Source organism: Pseudomonas sp. GM78 (genome assembly GCF_000282475.1).
Classification (GTDB): Bacteria; Pseudomonadota; Gammaproteobacteria; order Pseudomonadales; family Pseudomonadaceae; genus Aquipseudomonas.
Genome location: NZ_AKJF01000091.1, coordinates 1 through 16,660 on the forward strand (window position 1 = coordinate 1; position 16,660 = coordinate 16,660).

Below are 16,660 nucleotides of genomic sequence, written 5' to 3' on the forward strand. Positions count from 1 at the left end.
GTTTGAAAAAGGGAGTCGCCGTAAGGGCGAAACCATAAGCCGCCGGTACCGCAGCAATGGATATGTACTCAGACAACAATCTCCCACAGGCTTTGACGCGGCTTGGGTCAACGCTGGTAGAGGCTCCGATGGCGGACGTCACAGGTTGACGGACAGGCTCAGGGTGTGAGGGGGCAAGAAAATCAAAAGCCATAGCAAAAGCCAGGCGGCCGGCCGGCCCGATCGGGAGCCGTACGCATGACCTCTTCAGGAGTCAGGCTTGCCGGCGAAGGCGACCGAAAGTCCAATGCAACGCTCAAGTACGCCTTCGCCGGCAAGCCTGACTCCTACAAGGGGCGAGGGGGTTACCCGAGTACCTCGCGCATCCGGTACCAGAGCATGCCCAGGGCCAGCAGTGGCGAACGCAATGCGCGGCCGCCCGGGAAGGTCATGTGGGGTACGGCGCTGAACACATCGAAACCGCGGCTGTGTCCGGCGTGGATCGCTTCGCCCAGCAGTTTCGCGCACCAGTGGGTCACGTTGAGGCCATGGCCGGAGTAACCCTGGGCGTAGAACACGTTCGGGTGCTGGCGCAAGCGCCCGACCTGAGGGAATCGATTGGCCGTGATGCCGATCTTGCCGCCCCATTGATAGTCGATGCGCACATTCGCCAACTGCGGGAACACCTTGAGCATCTGCGGGCGCATGTAGGCGCTGATATCCGCAGGATCACGCCCGGAATAATGGCAGGCGCCGCCGAATAACAGGCGCCGGTCCGCCGAGAGCCGGTAATAATCCAGGCCGACTTTCTGGTCGCACAGCGCCAGGTTGTGCGGGATCAGCGCTTCGGCAACCTGGGCGGACAAGGGTTCGGTGGCGATGATGTAGCTGCCGGCCGGGAGTACCTTGCCGCTGAGTTTCGGTTCGAGTTCTTCCAGGTGGGCGTTGCAGGCAAGCACCAGGCTGCCAGCGCGAACCGTGCCGCCGGCACAACGAACTTGCACGGTGTCGCCATGGATCAGTTCCAGCACCGGGCTTTGCTCGAAGATCTGCACGCCAAGGGCGTGCGCGAGCTTCGCTTCACCCAGGGCCAGGTTCAAGGGGTGCAGGTGCCCGGAGCCCATGTCGACCAGGCCGCCGGCATACACCCCTGAGTTCACCACTTGCCGACGAATCTGCCCGGGTTCCACCAACCGGGTTTCGTGGGAGTATCCCGATTCCTTGAGCGCTGCGTATTCAGCCTTCAGCCCGGCAAACTGCGCCGGGGTGTTGGCCAATTCGCAAAAGCCCCAGCGCAGGTCGCAATCGATGCCGTGTTCGCCGATACGCCGGCCCACCAGCTCGACCGATTCGATACCGGCGCGCTCCAGATAGCTCACGCCTTCGGCACCGATATGCTTGGCGAAACCGCTGACGTCATGCCCAATGCCGCGGATCAGTTGGCCGCCGTTGCGCCCGCTGGCACCCCAACCAATCCGCCGGCCTTCCAGCAGGATCACCGAGAGCCCGCGTTGGGTCAGTTCGATGGCGGTGTTGATGCCGGTGAAACCACCGCCAATCACACAGACATCGGCTTCAAGGTCCGCCGCAAGCCCCGGAAACTGCGCCATGCCATGGGCCGACGCGGCGTAATACGAGCGAGTATGTTCCTGTGGGTTCTGGTTCATTTGTTGGACTTCACTTTGCTCCACGAGCGGGTCATCAGGCGCATGATCGACTGCGGTGGCGTGGTGGAGATGTAGAGCTTGTCGAGCACTTCCTGAGGCGGGTAAACCTCGGGGTTGTTCACCAATTCCGGGTCCATGTACTGCTTGGCCGCCGGGTTGGGGTTGGCATAGCCGACCGAGGCACTGACTTTGGCGATCACTTGCGGGTCGAGCAGATAGTTGATGAAGGCATGGGCCTCTTTCGGGTTGCTGGCATCGGCTGGGATGGCCAGCAGGTCGAACCACAGGTTGCTGCCTTCCTTGGGAATGGCGTAGGCGATGTTCACGCCGTTCCTGGCTTCCTTGGCCCGGTTGGCGGCCTGGAACACATCACCGGAGTAACCGAACGCCACGCAGATGTCGCCGTTGGCCAGGTCCGAGACGTACTTGGACGAGTGGAAATAGGTGATGTACGGGCGGATGCTCAACAGCTTGGCTTCGGCCTTCTTGAAGTCTTCGGGGTTCTCGCTGCGCGGGTCCATGCCCATGTAGTTGAGGACCGCGGGGAACACTTCATCGGCCGAGTCCATCATCGAGACGCCACACTGGCTGAGCTTCTTGATGTTTTCCGGCTCGAACAGCACGGCCCAGGAATCGATGTGGTCGATGCCCAGTACCTGCTTGACCTTGTCGACGTTGTAGCCGATTCCATTGGTGCCCCACAGGTACGGCACCGAGTGTTCGTTACCCGGGTCGTTTTTCTCCAGTAAGGCCAGCAGTTTCGGGTCGAGGTTCTTGAAATTCGGCAGTTGCTCGCGGTCCAGCTTGAGAAACGCACCGGCCTTCACCTGGCGGGCGAGGAAGTGGTTGGACGGCACGACCACGTCGTACCCGGTACGCCCGGCGAGCAGTTTGCCTTCCAGGGTTTCATTGGAGTCGAAAACGTCGTAGATCACTTTGATCGAGGTTTTGGCCTGGAAGTCGGCGAGGGTGGTCTCGCCGATGTAGTCGGTCCAGTTGTAGACGCTGACTTGTGGCTGCGCCTGGGCAACGGCGCTGAACAGAACCGTCAGCGCGAGCGGCACCACGGATTTCAATAGACGCATATCGACACCTTTTTTGGATTTGTTGAGATTTTCTGGTGTTCGCTTCCCCTGTGGGAGCGGGCTTGCCCGCGATGGCGGTTTGACATCCAACGATGATGTCGAGACTGCTGGCCTCATCGCGGGCAAGCCCGCTCCCACAGGGGATGTGTGAAGCGGGGGAAATCAGACGCTCAGCAACAGGAACTCACGCTCCCACGAACTGATCACGCGCTTGAAGTTCTCGTGCTCGGCGCGCTTGACCGCGACGTAGCCACGTACGAACTTGTCGCCCAGGTAGCGGCTGACGGTGGCGCATTCTTCCATCTGCGTCAGCGCGTCTTCGATGGTGATCGGCAGGCGCAGGTTGCGCCGTTCATAGGCCCGGCCCTGTACCGCGGCGCTCGGTTCAATGCGCTCGACCATGCCCAGGTAACCGCACAGCAGGCTGGCGGCGATGGCCAGGTACGGGTTGGCATCGGCCCCTGGCAAGCGGTTTTCCACGCGCATGGCGTCCGGGCTTGAGGTCGGCACGCGCAGGCCGACGGTACGGTTTTCTTCGCCCCATTCGACGTTCACCGGTGCCGACGTGTCCGGCAGGAAGCGGCGGAACGAGTTGACGTTGGGGGCGAACATCGGCAGGACCTTGGGGATGTACTTCTGCAAGCCACCGATGTGGTGCAGGAACAACTCGCTCATGTTGCCGTCGGCATCGGCGAAGATCGGCTGGCCGGTGGCGATGTCCACCACGCTCTGGTGGATATGCATGGCGCTGCCCGGCTCATCGCCGACCGGCTTGGCCATGAAGGTCGCCGCGACATTGTGCTTGAGCGCCGCCTCGCGCATGGTGCGCTTGAACACGGTGATCTGGTCGGCCAGGTCGAGGGCATCGCCGTGACGGAAGTTGATTTCCATCTGCGCCGGGCCGTCTTCGTGGATCAGCGTGTCGAGGTCCAGGCCCTGGAGTTCGCACCAGTCGTAGACGTCTTCGAACAACGGGTCGAATTCGTTGGCGGCGTCGATGGAGAACGACTGGCGACCGCTTTCGGCGCGGCCGGAGCGGCCCATCGGGGCCTTGAGCGGCAGGTCCGGGTCTTCGCAACGCTGGGTCAGGTAAAACTCCATTTCCGGCGCCACGATCGGCCGCCAGCCTTTGTCGGTGTACAGCTGCAGGACTTTCTTGAGCACGTTGCGCGGCGACAGTTCGATCGGGTTGCCGAACTTGTCGAAGGTGTCGTGAATCACGATGGCGGTCGGCTCGATCGCCCAAGGCACGACGTATACCGCATCGGACACCGGCTTGCAGACCATGTCGATATCGGCCGGGTCCAGCAGGTCGTAGTAGATGTCGTCGTCGACAAAGTCCCCGGTTACCGTTTGCAACAGCACACTTTCCGGCAGGCGCATGCCTCGCTCATGCAGGAACTTGTTGGTGGGTGCGATTTTGCCGCGTGCAATGCCGGTCAGGTCGCTGACGACACACTCGACTTCGGTAATCTTGTGATCTTTCAGCCAAGTGAACAGCTGATCGAAAGGGACATTCATAAAGACCTCGTTATTGGTTTTATTAACGCCAGGAGAGGCCGGTTTCATCCGCCGGACACTTCCCCTGTAGCGCGTTGACGTCTATCTTGGGCGAGCCTTGCGGTTCCATCTATCCACTTTAAGCAGCACAAAGCGCACCAAAAGAGTGCGTAAGGTCACCCTATGACAGTCTGCAATTCATTACAGGTCCAGGCGTTCAGTACGGCCGATATCGCCGAGCAAATCCGCGCCACACCGGGCTGGGTCCAGCACTACCAACAGATGTCGCCGGGGCATTTCGCAGGCCGCGTTCGCTATCTGGACCTGCAGGGCGTGGAGATTTACGAGGAGCACATGAACACCCGGGTCGAGCAGAATTTCAGCGCGCCACAAGGCTCGCTGGCGTTCTGTTTCGACCGCAGCGACAACGCGCTGTACGTGTTGAACGGCGAAAGCCGCAACATCTGGATCACCCCGGAGAACTACCAGGAAATCGCCGTGGTGTTCGGGCCGGAGTTTGTCCAGCGCCATGCCCTGGACGTCGCCAGGCTTGAGGGGCTGTTCATGGCGCCGCTCAATTCACAGCAAAATGCCTTGTTCAGTCGCTGGCTCAGCGCAACCCTGACCCAGCTGTCGCAGACCTACGACCCGCCAAGCCGTGAAGCCTTGACCGAGCAGTTGCTGGACGACTGCCTGTTCATCCTCGACAACGCCTGTGTCTGCCTCGACCAGGGCGCACTGCAGCGCCGGGCCGGGGAGCGGGCGATCATGAAGCGGGTAGGGGAATGGGCGGCGGACAGCCCGGAAGAACAGCTCAACCTGCTGGCGTTGTCCCAGGTCGCCGGGGTTTCGCTGCGCCAGCTGCAACACACCTTCAAGACCTTCACCGGCATGGCGCCGGCCCAATGGCTGCGCCTGCGCCGCCTGAACAGCGCCCGCCGCGAACTGCTCAGCCGCACGCCGGCGCAAACCACCGTGGCCGAAGTGGCGATGCACTGGTCGTTCTGGCACCTGGGACGGTTTTCCAGCAGCTATCGCGCGCTGTTCAAGGAACTGCCGAGCGACACCCTCAAGCGTGCAAGCGTGGCTCAGGCAGTCGGGCGCGGCCGGCGTTAGAAGGTTGGCGGGGTGATCACCCAGATCACCACCGCATCCACCTCGCCGGGATTGCCGTAGCGGTGCGGTTCCTGGCTGGAGAAACTGAAGCTGTCGCCTTCATTGAGTTGAAAATGGCGCTCGCCCACCCACAACTCGAAGCTGCCCGACAGCAGATAGCCGGCTTCTTCGCCGTCGTGGCTGTAGCTTTGCTGGCTGTAGGTGCCGGGGGGGAAACGCGAGTGGAGCATTTCCAGCTGGCGGTTGGCTTGCGGGGTCAATAACTGGTCGACGATGCCGTCTTCGTAATGCACGTTCAAGCGGCTGTGCTTGCGCACGACGATACCGTCGTCTTCAGGATCGGTGATCGCCTCGCTGGCGAAAAACCACTGGATGGTCACGCCGAGACTGCGGGCAATGTTGAACAGCGCCGGGATCGACGGATAGGCAAGGTTGCGTTCCAGCTGGCTGATGTAGCCAGCGGTCAGCTCGCTCTGCTGCGCCAGTTCCGCCAGGGTCATGCCCCGACGTTTACGCAGGCCGCGAATCCGCGTGCCGAGGAAATGCGGTTCGGCGCTGCCGGTTGCGGGCTGGGTCTTGCTGTTGTTGCTCATGAAAAATTCCGAACCGGGAGGAGTGGCGCAAATCCCTTGTAGGAGCGAGCCTGCTCGCGATGGACTCGAGAACACCGCTGGGTGTCAGGTTTCCAGTGTTATCGTTGGCGACCATCGCGAGCAGGCTCGCTCCTACAGGGTTGGTGTTAGCCATTAAAGCCCCGGAGTATAAACAGGCTTAAAGCTCCCACGCGACTTTAAGTCCCTCGTAAATCGCTTCTTCGGCGGTACGCGGCGCCAGGCAGTCGCCGATGCGCCTGAATTCCACCAGGCCTTGCAGTTGCTCCCCCAGGGTATCCACCGGCTGATGACCCTGGCACAGCACCAGCGTATCGACATTCTCCATCAGCATCGGCTCGCCGCTGGCGGTGTGTTGCAAGTAGACCGTGTTGTCGTCACAACCGTACAACCGGGCATAGGGGATGATCGGAATGGCGAGCTTGTGCAGCTCGCCCGCCAGTTGATCGCGCACGTACAGCGGCAGGTTTTCCCCGCAGTGGGTGCCGTTGACCGCCAGTTGCACCTGATGCCCGGCACGGGTCAGGCGCTCGGCGATACCGGGGCCGATCCAGTCGCAGCGCCAGTCGACCACCACCACCGAACGGCCGATTTGCACCTCGTCACGCAGCACTTGCCAGGCATCCACCACCTGCAGTTCGCCACCGCGCTCGAAGGGCGGCCAATAGGGCTCGGCACCCGTGGCGACGATCACCATGTCCGGTTTTTCCTGTTCCACCAGTGCGCGGTCGACCCGTGTGTTGCGCACCACACGCACGCCGGCCAATTGCATTTCCCGTTGCAGGTTGGTGCTGGCACCGCCGAATTCGCTGCGCCGTGGCAGCAGTTGCGCGAGCAACACCTGGCCACCCAATTGCGCGCTGGCCTCGTAAAGCGTCACCTCATGCCCGCGCTGGGCGGCCACGGCAGCGGCTTTCATCCCGGCCGGGCCGCCGCCGGCAATCATGATGCGTTTGCGTTTTGCAGTCGGTTGGCGCTGGCTAAAAATCAGTTCACGGCCGGTTTCGGGATGCTGGATGCAGGAAATCGGCAAGCCCTTGTGGAAGTGCCCGATGCACGCCTGATTGCAGGCGATGCACGCGCGCACATCTTCGACGCGGCCGACGTCGGTCTTGTTGGGCATTTGCGGATCGCAGATCAACGCCCGGGTCATGCCGCACACATCGGCCTGACCGCGAGCCAGAATCAACTCGGCTTCCTGGGGCTGGTTGATGCGCCCGGTGACGAACAACGGAATGCGTAGGCCTGCCTTGAAGGTGCCGGCCTCCTTGGCCAGGTACGCCGCTTCAATCGCCATCGGCGGCACGATGTGTACGGCGCCGCCGAGCGATGCCGAGGTGCCGGCGACGATGTGTACGTAATCCAGTTGCGCTTGCAGCGATTGCACGGCAGCCAGGGATTCGTCTTCGGTCAGCCCCTCGGGGTCGCGCTCATCGGCAGAGATGCGCAGGCCGATGATGAAATCCTCATCGGTCGCAGCCCGAATGGCAGCGATGACTTCACGCAGGAAACGCAGGCGCTGCTCCAGTTCGCCGTTGTAGCCGTCGGTGCGGCGGTTGACTCGCGGGTTGATGAACTGCGCCGGCAGGTAGCCGTGACTCGCCACCACTTCCACGCCATCGATGCCGGCCTGGTGCAGGCGTCGGGCCGCCGCCGCGTAACCTTGGACAATCTCGTCGATCATCGCCTGGTCCAGCGCCCGTGGCATCACCCGAAAGCGTTCGTTAGGCACCGCCGACGCCGAGTAAGCCACGGCCAGCAGACCATCGCTGGACTCCATGATTTCCCGTCCCGGATGGAACACCTGCGACAGCACCACAGTGCCGTGGGCATGGCAGGTTTGCGCCAGCTTGCGGTAGCCCTCGATGCATTCATCGCCGGTGGCCATCAGCACATGGGAGGTGTACCGCGCGCTGTCATGCACCCCGGCCACCTGCAGCACGATCAGCCCGACACCGCCTTCGGCCCGTGCCCGGTGATAGGCGATCAACTGCTCGTTGACCAGGTTGTCGGTGGGCATGGAGGTGTCGTGACCGCTGGACATGATGCGGTTTCTCAGGCGCTTGCCACGGATCTTCAAGGGCTCGAACAGGTGCGCGAAGGCAGGTGTCGGGGTCGGCATGGTACGGGCACTCCAGGCAGGCTGAAGCCGAAAAACCGGGTTTTCGGCGTTGTTATTATTGATCTATAGAAATTTACCTTCAGTAAAAAATCAACTTGTTTTTTTACTAGGCCTTGAGTAGTTTCGTGTCGAGCCCGCTCCTGGGGCGAACCTCACCAACAATAAAAAAGGGCCATGCCGACTTCTGGTCGCCTGGCACCTGCACGAGGAACCACTGATGAAATCGAATACGCTCAAGCACGGTTTTTATCCCTTGGCGCTGACCCTGGCGATGAGCCTGGGCAGCGCACAGGCCGCATCGGACATGGTGGTGGTCGGTTACGGCGGAGCCGGACAAAAAGCCCAGGACGTGGCGTTCTTCCAGCCTTTTGCCGCGGTGGATCAAAGCAAGGTGATCCAGAGCGAATACAACGGCGAAATGGCCAGGATCAAGGTCATGGTCGACACCGGCAACGTCGACTGGGACGTGGTTCAGATTGAAGGCCCGGACCTGATGCGCGGTTGCGAGGAGGGCATGTATGAGCGACTGGACTGGACTCGCCTGGGCCGCAGCGAACAGTTGATCCCGGAGGCTGCGCAGGAGTGCGGGTCCGCCGCGCTGGTGTGGAGCGTGGCGATTGCCTACGACACCGACAAACTGGCCCAGGCCCCGACGTCCTGGGCGGACTTCTGGGACGTGCAGAAAATCCCCGGCAAGCGCGGGCTGCGCAAGCGCGCGGTGTACAACCTGGAATTCGCCTTGCTGGCGGACGGCGTGAAAACCGAAGAGGTCTACAAGGTACTCGGCACCCCGCAAGGCGTGGACCGGGCATTCGCCAAACTCACTGAGCTCAAGCCATACATCCAGTGGTGGGAAGCCGGCGCGCAACCGCCACAGTGGCTGACCGCTGGCGACGTGGTGATGACCTCGACCTACAGCGGGCGCATTGCCGACGCTGCGCAGAAAGGCAGCCACCTGGCGCTGGTCTGGCCCGGCAGCCTGTACGGCATGGACTACTGGGCAATCATCAAGGGCTCCAGGCACGTCGACCAGGCCAAGCGCTTCATTGCCTTCGCCAACCAGCCGGATGCACAGGTGAAATACGTCGAGCAAATCCCCTATGGCCCGACCAACATCCAGGCCGCCGCGCGACTTGATGACAAACTGGCGCAATGGGTGCCCACGGCGCCGCAGAACCTCAAGGGCGCGTTGTCGATGAACGTCGGTTTCTGGGTCGACCATGGCGAAGAACTGGAGGAACGCTTCAACGCCTGGGCCAGCAAATAAGTTCAGAGCATGGCTGGACCTGTCGCAGCGTCCAGCCTTACTGTCTGCGCAGCCGAACAGCCTGGAGAACCCGAACGATGAATAACCTCGCCACTGCCCTGACCGCCCCTGAGCGCAGCGCCACCGAACAGCGCCTGCGTGAAGAACTGGCGGCCTGTTATCGCCTGATTGCGCATTTCCGCATGACCGATTTGATCTTCACCCACATCTCGGTGCGTATTCCGGGGCCGGAGCATCACTTCCTGATCAATCCCTACGGGTTGATGTTCGATGAGATCACCGCGTCGAACCTGGTGAAAATCGACCTCAACGGTCACGCTGTGGAGCCTTCGCCGTATCCGGTAAACCCCGCCGGGTTCGTGATTCACAGCGCCATCCACGGTGCCCGCGAAGACGCGCAATGCGTGTTGCACACTCACACCAAATCAGGCTGCGCGGTGGCGGCGTTGAAGTGCGGGTTGTTGCCGGTGAACCAGATTTCCATGGAGTTTTACGGCCGCGTGGCCTACCACGACTACGAAGGCGTGGCTTTGGACATGAGTGAGCAGCAGCGGTTGGTGGCCGACCTGGGCGACAAGCTGGTGCTGATGCTGCGCAACCATGGCCTGCTGACCGTCGGCGAAACCGTGAGCCAGGCATTCTTGCGCATGTATTACCTGGAAAAGGCTTGCGAAATCCAGCTGGCCGCGCAGGCGGCCGGGGAGTTGGTTCTGCCGCCGGCTGAGGTTTGCGCGCATACGGAGCGCCAGTTCAATGATCCGGGGCGGCCGCTGGATGACGGCGAGTTGAGCGACCCTGATGGCATGCAATTGGCTTGGGCGGCGATGTTGCGGTTGCTGGAGCGAGTAGCGCCGGGGTATCGGGACTGATCCAGATTCTCGGTTGCTTGGACCGTCCCCTTCGCGGGCAAGCCCGCTCCCACAGGGGTAATGGGTGTACATAAAGTCCGCGAGCAACCGAGAACCTGTGGGAGCGGGCTTGCCCGCGATGGCGGCAACTCGGTCTTCCAGATGTATGACCGACTGGAGACCAACCACGCTCTTGCTGTACAGTCGTTCAACTCGCGGCCAAATTACGAGCCCAAACGATCGAGAACGCAGGAGCATGTCGCCCATGAATCAGGAAGCCCGTTTTTCCCGCATGGAACCGGAGTTGCGCAAGGCCAATCTGATCGAGGCGACGCTGGTGTGCCTCAAGCGCCATGGTTTCCAGGGGGCGTCGATCCGCAAGATTTCCGCCGAGGCGGGGGTTTCGGTGGGGCTGATCAGCCATCACTATTCGGGCAAGGACGAACTGGTGGCCGAGGCCTACATGGCGATCACCGGGCGCGTCATGACGTTGCTGCGCGACGCCATGGAGCAAGCGGCACCCACTGGCCGAGAGCGCTTGTCGGCGTTTTTCCGTGCTTCGTTCTGCGCCGAATTGCTCGACCCGCAACTGATCGATGCCTGGCTTGCTTTCTGGGGGGCGGTGAAAACCGCCGAGGCGATCAATCAGGCCCACGAGCATTCCTATGGCGAGTACCGCGCAATTTTGGGCAAGGTACTCAGGGAACTGGCGCAGGAGGAGGGCTGGGAACACTTCGATGCCGACTTGGCCGCGATCAGCCTCAGCGCGCTGCTCGATGGCCTGTGGCTGGAGTCCGGACTCAATCCCGGGACCTTTACCCCCGAGCAGGGCATCCAGATTTGCGAAGCCTGGGTCGACGGTTTGCAGGCTGGTGGCCGGCAGCGGTTTTGCGTGCAGACGAGTAGCTGTTGATCACCCGTTCAGCAGTGGCTACTCTCTGGCGCTGACGCAAGCCCTCTAATAAGAAACAAGCAGGACACCCAGCAATGACTCCTCGGGTACTGATCGTCGATGACGATCCGCTGATTCGCGAACTGTTGCATGCCTACCTGTCCCAGGAAGGCTACGACGTGCATTGCGCCGCCACGGCGGAACTGGCCGAAACCTTCCTGGCCAGCCAGGCCGTCGACCTGGTGATGCTCGATATCCGCCTGCCGGGCAAGGACGGCCTGACCCTGACCCGCGAACTGCGGGTGCGATCGGAAGTCGGGATCATCCTGATCACCGGGCGCAATGACGAAATCGATCGCATCGTCGGCCTTGAATGCGGTGCCGATGACTACGTGATCAAACCCCTCAATCCGCGGGAACTGGTGTCGCGGGCAAAAAACCTGATCCGCCGGGTACGCCATGCGCAGGCGCCACAGCCGGTTGCCGCCGTCACCAAGCCGATTAAGCAGTTCGCCGACTGGGCGCTGGACACCGACCGCCGGCGCCTGATCGACCCGGCCGGCAGCGAAACCTTGCTGACCCACGGCGAGTATCAGTTGCTCAGCGTGTTTTTGCGCAACAGCGGCCACACCCTCAGCCGCGATCAGTTGATGGACCAGATCCGCAACCGCGAGTGGGTGCCCAACGACCGCTCGATCGACGTGCTGGTCGGACGCTTGCGCCGCAAGCTGCACGACGATCCCGCCGAACCGCAACTGATCATCACCATCCACGGCGCCGGTTATCTGTTCACTGCCAGCCTGGCGGCGTGACGGCGGTGGGACGGTTGCTCTGGGTGCTACTGATGTTGTTGGCAAGCAACGTGCTGGCGACGGACAAGATCCGCTATTGCGATTACCCGGTATACCCGCCGATTTCCTGGAGCGACGGCAAGCAGGTGCGTGGCCTGGCGCCGAGCGTGGTCCGGCAGCTGTTCGGCCAGCTTGGCTACGAGGTCGAGATCGTGGTGTTGGGTAACTGGAAACGCTGCTTGCTGGACGCTGCCGAAGGCCGGGTCGATGTGGTGCTGGCCTACAGCACCGCGCAACGGGAACAGAGCATGCTGTTTTCCACCGTGCCGGTGCTGCGCGAAGAGGTGGCGTTATTCATCAATCGCCAGCATCCGGTGAAGTTCGAACAACTGCAGGACCTGGCCCAGTACCGGGGCGGCTTGCTGTTCGGTGAAAGCTACGGCGTGGCGTTCGATCGCATGGTCGCGCAGCACAACAACATCGAATGGGTCTCCGATAGCCGCCAGAACTTTGGCAAGCTGATTCGCGGGCGCATCGATTTCATCACCCAGGAGCGCCGCACCGGCGAGCTGTACGTGCAGAACCTGCCCGGCGCCCAGGACATCGTGGCCTTGCCCAAGGCCTTGAGCGTGGATTACTTGCGCGTTGCCGTTTCCCGCCGTTCGCCGTTGTCGGCCCAGATGCCGCAGATCGATGCGCAGTTGCAGCGCATGGTGGATGCCGGTGATGTGCAGCGCCTGCTCGATGAAAGCGAAGTCATCTACCGCGACATGATCAACCTGCCGGCGAACGCGCAATGATCCGCGCGCGTCCCGGTGGACTGCTGCGGCGCCTGCTGTGGTTCATCCTGCTGTTCAGCCTGTGTTTTACCGTGCTTGCCAGCAGCGTGCAGTTGTACATCGAGTATCGCCGGGAAATGCGCGAGATCGACTCGCGCATGGAACTGATCCGCGCCGGTTACCTGGCCAGCCTGGAGCGCAGTCTCTGGGACCTGAACCAGGAGCAATTGAATGTGCAACTGCGCGGCCTGGTGGATTTCTCCGACGTCGCCAGGGTGCATCTGACCGGTCCGGATTTCGACCTGGTGCAAGGCAATCCCGCGCCGGCAGGACCGTTGCGCATCGAGCGTTTTGCCCTCGATTACCAACCACCCTCGGGTCCGTTGCGCCATCTCGGCGAACTGGAGGTCAGCACCGACCTCGGGGCGGTGTATCAACGCCTGTACGCCACCGGCTTGACCAACCTGTTGTGGATGGCGGTATTTTTCTGTGGCCTGTCGGTGGCGCTGTCGGGGCTGTTCTATCGCCTGGTGACCCGCCACCTGAAAATCATGGCCGAATTTGCCCGGCGCATTGCTGCCGGGCAATGGCACGAGCCGCTGCACCTGGACAAACGGCCTGGCGCGCAAAACGACGAAATCGACACCGTGGCCCATGCCCTCGACGACATGCGCCGGGCGATTGTCAGAGACATCGACCGTCGGGAAACCGATCGCCTGGCCCTGCAGGACAACCGCGACGAATTGCTGCGCATGGTCGAGCGGCGCACGGCCAGCCTGATGCGCGCCAAGGACGACGCCGAAGCGGCCAACCTCGCCAAGTCACGGTTCCTGGCGACCATGAGCCACGAACTGCGCACGCCGCTCAATGGCATCCTGGGCATGGCCGAGTTGCTGCGCGGTGCCAGTCTCGAGCCCCAGGACAGCAAGCGCCTGGATGCGTTGCACAAGGCCGGCGAGGGACTGCTGAGCATCCTCAATGAAGTGCTGTACTTCGCCAAGCTGGAGGAGGGCACCAGCCTTCCGGAGCCAGTGAATTTCTCCATTCGCCAGTTGCTCGACGAAGTCCTCACGCTGCTGGAACCCAAGGCGCTGGACAACGACACGCTCCTGCAGTGCCGGGTCGATCAACGGGTGGCCGGATTTCACCACGGCGCGGAGCAATACCTGCGCCAGGTGTTGAGTAACCTGTTGGCCAACGCGATCAAGTTCACTGAAGGCGGTGATGTCAGTGTCGAAGTGGCGTTGCTCGCATTGGAGCAAGAACAGGACGGGCAACGTCTGCGGGTGAGTGTCACCGACAACGGCATCGGTATTGCCCCGGCGATGCAGGCGAAGATTTTCGAGCGTTTCACCCAGGCCAGCGAAGAAGTCGCGCAGCGCTATGGAGGCACGGGATTGGGGCTGGCCATCTGTAAGCACCTGGTGGAGAAGATGGGCGGCGGCATCGGCGTCAGCAGCGAAGTCGGGCGCGGCAGTTGTTTCTGGTTCGAGTTGACGTTGCAGCCGGCCATCCAGGCCCTTGCCCCGACGCCCACTCATGCCGCTGGCCCGGCGCTGGACATCCTGGTGGTCGAGGACGTGGCGCTGAACCGCGAAGTGGCCGAGGGCCTGCTGCAAAGGGACGGGCATCGAGTCTGGCTGGCCAACGATGCTGAACAGGCATGGGTGCAATGCATGGAGCGCAGCTTCGATCTGATCTTGCTGGATGTGCATCTGCCGGGGATGAGCGGCGTGCAGTTGTGCGAACAGATCCGCAGCAACGACGGACCGAACCGTCACACGCGCATCCTGGCCTTGACCGCCAGTGTGCAACCGGCGTTGGTGCGCGGCTATCTGGATGCCGGCATGGACGGCATCCTGGCCAAACCCTTGAAGCTGGAAAACCTGCGTCAGGTGCTGGCGGGGCAGGCAACCACCGCCCAGCCTGAAGCAGATGACGCATTGATGGACTGGCCGTTGCTGCAGACCCATCGCAATTTGCTTGGCGAGCAGAAAGTACAGGGCCTGCTCGCCGTGTTGCGCGATTCGATCCTGCAACACCGTGAGGCATTGAGCGAAGCCATTGCGGCCGACGATTGCACCGAAGTGGCACAACTGGCGCACCGCCTGGCCGGTAGCAGCGATTCCCTGGGATTTCGTGCGTTGGCCGCGGCATTACGCAGCCTCGAAGTCGCGGCACTGGGCAATGACCCATCCGCGATTCGATCGCTGGTGCCCTTGGTCGAAGCGCAACTGCAAGGTTCGTTGCACACCCTCAAAGGCCTGTTGCAGAGCTGACGTACAAATTTGTTACGACTTTCTACAACTTCGATCTTTACGTACAACAGGGCCTTACATGGCTTTCCAATAATCGACGCAACCGCCGCAGCGCGGTCTTCGAAGCTTATTGGAGATAATAATAATGAATTGCCGTAAAGCTCCTTCCTCCCTGCCTGACGTCCGGTCACGCGCTTCCCGCCACAGCGAGTCGGGGTGCCGGGCATGAACGAAAACACTGATCGTAAAGGCATCCAGCTGACTCGGGCGCTGAAGAGTCGGCACATCTTCATGTTGTCCCTGGGCGGCGTGATCGGCACCGGGCTGTTCATGGGCTCCGGCGTCACCATCAACCAGGGCGGGCCGGTGGGGGCGATCCTGGCCTATCTGGTCGCCGGTTTCCTGATGTACCTGGTGATGGTCTGCCTGGGTGAGCTGTCGGTGCAGATGCCGGTGTCCGGCTCGTTCCAGACCCACGCGACCAAATTCATCGGCCCGGCCACCGGCTTCATGATCGGCTGGGTGTACTGGATGAGCTGGGCCACCACCGTGGGCCTGGAATTCACCGCCGCCGGCATGTTGATGACGCGCTGGTTCCCGGCGGTGCCGATCTGGTACTGGTCGGCGCTGTTCGTGGTGGTGCTGTTTGGCATCAACGCGATGGCAACCCGTGCCTTCGGTGAGGCGGAATACTGGTTCTCCGGGATCAAGGTGGCGGCGATTCTCGGCTTCATTGTGGTCGGTGTGCTGGTGATCTTCGGCGCAATCCCGCTGACCAGTGGCGCACCGGCGCCGATGATGACCAACCTGATCGGTGACTCGCTGTTCCCCAACGGCATGTCCGCGGTGTTCGCGGTGATGATGACCGTGGTCTACGCCTTCCAGGGCTGCGAGATCATGGGCGTGGCGGCGGGCGAAACCGACCAGCCGGAAAAAAGCATTCCCCGCGCCGTGCGCAACGTGGTGTTTCGCGTGCTGATCTTCTATGTGCTGGCGATCGTCGTACTGTCGGCCATCGTGCCGTGGCAGCAGGCGGGGTTGATGGAAAGCCCGTTCGTGCAGGTGTTCGACATGGTCGGCATTCCCTACGCCGCCGACCTGATGAACTTCGTGATCCTCACGGCGATCCTGTCGGTGGGCAACTCCGGCCTGTACGCCTCGACGCGCATTCTGTGGGCCATGTCGAAAACCGGCATGGCGCCCAAGAGCCTGACACCGTTGAGCAAACGCGGCGTTCCGTTGCGCGCGTTGAGCATCACCCTGTGCTTCGCCCTGGTGTCGCTGATGACCAGTTTCATTGCCGCCGACACCTTGTTCATGGTGTTGATGGCGGTGAGCGGGATGTCCGGCACGGTGACCTGGATCGTCATCGCCTTGGCCCAGTACAAGTTCCGCAAGGCCTACCTGCGTGACGGCGGCAAACTCAGCGACCTCAAGTACCGCGCACCCTGGTTCCCGGTATTGCCGCTGATGTGCATCACGCTGTGCTGCTCGCTGTTCGTGTTCCTGGCACTGGATGAAACCCAGCGGCCATCGTTGTATTGGGGCTTTGGATTCATTGCGCTGTGTTATGGCGCGTACTTCCTCATTCATCGCAAGCGCGGGGGCGTTCTGGCGCCGAGTTTGCCGACTGCCTGATCCCTGACTCAACACATCCCCTGTAGGAGCGAGCCTGCTCGCGATAGCGGTGTATCAGTCAACAGAGATGTTGAATGTGATGCCGTCATCGCGAGCAGGCTCACTCC

General features: G+C 61.9%; 13 protein-coding genes. 8 read left to right on the forward strand and 5 right to left on the reverse strand.

The window, feature by feature from the left end; genetic code table 11:
* Nucleotides 1–344 precede the first annotated feature (344 nt).
* The 3 genes from PMI35_RS16415 to PMI35_RS16405 all read right to left on the reverse strand — a co-directional run bounded on the left by PMI35_RS16415 (nt 345) and on the right by PMI35_RS16405 (nt 4,252).
* Nucleotides 345–1,646 carry an NAD(P)/FAD-dependent oxidoreductase gene (locus PMI35_RS16415; protein ID WP_008059654.1) on the reverse strand — a complete coding sequence of 434 codons (1,302 nt, stop codon included), beginning with the start codon at nt 1,644–1,646 and terminating at the stop codon, nt 345–347.
* Complete coding sequence (locus PMI35_RS16410) at nt 1,643–2,731, reverse strand: polyamine ABC transporter substrate-binding protein (RefSeq protein ID WP_008059656.1); 1,089 nt, start codon at nt 2,729–2,731, stop codon at nt 1,643–1,645. Before PMI35_RS16410 ends, PMI35_RS16415 begins: the two co-directional genes overlap by 4 nt.
* Nucleotides 2,732–2,893: 162 nt before the next feature.
* Entirely contained in the window at nt 2,894–4,252 is a 1,359-nt protein-coding gene (locus tag PMI35_RS16405) for a glutamine synthetase family protein (RefSeq protein WP_008059657.1), read from the reverse strand.
* A 162-nt stretch (nt 4,253–4,414) separates the two neighbouring features.
* Here PMI35_RS16405 and PMI35_RS16400 point away from each other — a divergent pair, with 162 nt between their 5' ends.
* Nucleotides 4,415–5,347, forward strand: a complete 933-nt coding sequence (locus PMI35_RS16400) for a helix-turn-helix domain-containing protein (protein ID WP_008059658.1) — start codon at nt 4,415–4,417, stop codon at nt 5,345–5,347.
* Here the strand turns inward: PMI35_RS16400 and PMI35_RS16395 are convergent.
* Nucleotides 5,344–5,940: a cupin domain-containing protein gene (locus PMI35_RS16395; RefSeq protein WP_008059667.1), complete on the reverse strand. Its 597-nt coding sequence runs from the start codon at nt 5,938–5,940 to the stop codon at nt 5,344–5,346. The two genes, PMI35_RS16400 and PMI35_RS16395, sit on opposite strands and share 4 nt — an antisense overlap.
* 178 nt (nt 5,941–6,118) lie before the next feature.
* The gene (locus PMI35_RS16390; protein ID WP_008059668.1) at nt 6,119–8,080 is read right to left on the reverse strand and encodes an oxidoreductase; all 1,962 of its coding nucleotides are present in this window, start codon (nt 8,078–8,080) and stop codon (nt 6,119–6,121) included.
* Between the two features lie 217 nt (nt 8,081–8,297).
* On the opposite strand from PMI35_RS16390, the gene PMI35_RS16385 reads away from it, so the two are divergent.
* From PMI35_RS16385 to PMI35_RS16355, 7 genes are all read left to right on the forward strand, one after another.
* Nucleotides 8,298–9,347, forward strand: a complete 1,050-nt coding sequence (locus PMI35_RS16385) for an ABC transporter substrate-binding protein (RefSeq protein WP_008059669.1) — start codon at nt 8,298–8,300, stop codon at nt 9,345–9,347.
* Nucleotides 9,348–9,424: 77 nt separating this feature from the next.
* The gene (locus PMI35_RS16380) at nt 9,425–10,216 is read left to right on the forward strand and encodes a class II aldolase/adducin family protein (RefSeq protein ID WP_008059670.1); all 792 of its coding nucleotides are present in this window, start codon (nt 9,425–9,427) and stop codon (nt 10,214–10,216) included.
* A gap of 244 nt (nt 10,217–10,460) precedes the next feature.
* Nucleotides 10,461–11,108: a TetR family transcriptional regulator C-terminal domain-containing protein gene (locus PMI35_RS16375; RefSeq protein ID WP_008059671.1), complete on the forward strand. Its 648-nt coding sequence runs from the start codon at nt 10,461–10,463 to the stop codon at nt 11,106–11,108.
* A 74-nt stretch (nt 11,109–11,182) separates the two neighbouring features.
* Nucleotides 11,183–11,899 carry a response regulator gene (locus PMI35_RS16370; RefSeq protein WP_008059672.1) on the forward strand — a complete coding sequence of 239 codons (717 nt, stop codon included), beginning with the start codon at nt 11,183–11,185 and terminating at the stop codon, nt 11,897–11,899.
* Nucleotides 11,900–11,931: 32 nt separating this feature from the next.
* Nucleotides 11,932–12,678, forward strand: a complete 747-nt coding sequence (locus tag PMI35_RS16365) for a substrate-binding periplasmic protein (RefSeq protein ID WP_443217059.1) — start codon at nt 11,932–11,934, stop codon at nt 12,676–12,678.
* Nucleotides 12,675–14,936 (forward strand): hybrid sensor histidine kinase/response regulator, encoded by a 2,262-nt coding sequence (locus PMI35_RS16360; RefSeq protein WP_008059674.1) that lies wholly within the window; start codon nt 12,675–12,677, stop codon nt 14,934–14,936. Before PMI35_RS16365 ends, PMI35_RS16360 begins: the two co-directional genes overlap by 4 nt.
* Nucleotides 14,937–15,140: 204 nt before the next feature.
* Entirely contained in the window at nt 15,141–16,553 is a 1,413-nt protein-coding gene (locus PMI35_RS16355) for an amino acid permease (protein WP_008059675.1), read from the forward strand.
* The last annotated feature ends 107 nt before the right edge of the window (nt 16,554–16,660 follow it).

Excerpts from the sequence above, each read along its gene's own strand:
- PMI35_RS16415 (WP_008059654.1), bottom strand. The coding sequence starts at position 1,646 with ATGAACCAGAACCCACAGGAACATACTCGCTCGTATTACGCCGCGTCG.
- PMI35_RS16410 (WP_008059656.1), bottom strand. The coding sequence starts at position 2,731 with ATGCGTCTATTGAAATCCGTGGTGCCGCTCGCGCTGACGGTTCTGTTC.
- PMI35_RS16405 (WP_008059657.1), bottom strand. The coding sequence starts at position 4,252 with ATGAATGTCCCTTTCGATCAGCTGTTCACTTGGCTGAAAGATCACAAG.
- PMI35_RS16400 (WP_008059658.1), top strand. The coding sequence starts at position 4,415 with ATGACAGTCTGCAATTCATTACAGGTCCAGGCGTTCAGTACGGCCGAT.
- PMI35_RS16395 (WP_008059667.1), bottom strand. The coding sequence starts at position 5,940 with ATGAGCAACAACAGCAAGACCCAGCCCGCAACCGGCAGCGCCGAACCG.
- PMI35_RS16390 (WP_008059668.1), bottom strand. The coding sequence starts at position 8,080 with ATGCCGACCCCGACACCTGCCTTCGCGCACCTGTTCGAGCCCTTGAAG.
- PMI35_RS16385 (WP_008059669.1), top strand. The coding sequence starts at position 8,298 with ATGAAATCGAATACGCTCAAGCACGGTTTTTATCCCTTGGCGCTGACC.
- PMI35_RS16380 (WP_008059670.1), top strand. The coding sequence starts at position 9,425 with ATGAATAACCTCGCCACTGCCCTGACCGCCCCTGAGCGCAGCGCCACC.
- PMI35_RS16375 (WP_008059671.1), top strand. The coding sequence starts at position 10,461 with ATGAATCAGGAAGCCCGTTTTTCCCGCATGGAACCGGAGTTGCGCAAG.
- PMI35_RS16370 (WP_008059672.1), top strand. The coding sequence starts at position 11,183 with ATGACTCCTCGGGTACTGATCGTCGATGACGATCCGCTGATTCGCGAA.
- PMI35_RS16365 (WP_443217059.1), top strand. The coding sequence starts at position 11,932 with ATGTTGTTGGCAAGCAACGTGCTGGCGACGGACAAGATCCGCTATTGC.
- PMI35_RS16360 (WP_008059674.1), top strand. The coding sequence starts at position 12,675 with ATGATCCGCGCGCGTCCCGGTGGACTGCTGCGGCGCCTGCTGTGGTTC.
- PMI35_RS16355 (WP_008059675.1), top strand. The coding sequence starts at position 15,141 with ATGAACGAAAACACTGATCGTAAAGGCATCCAGCTGACTCGGGCGCTG.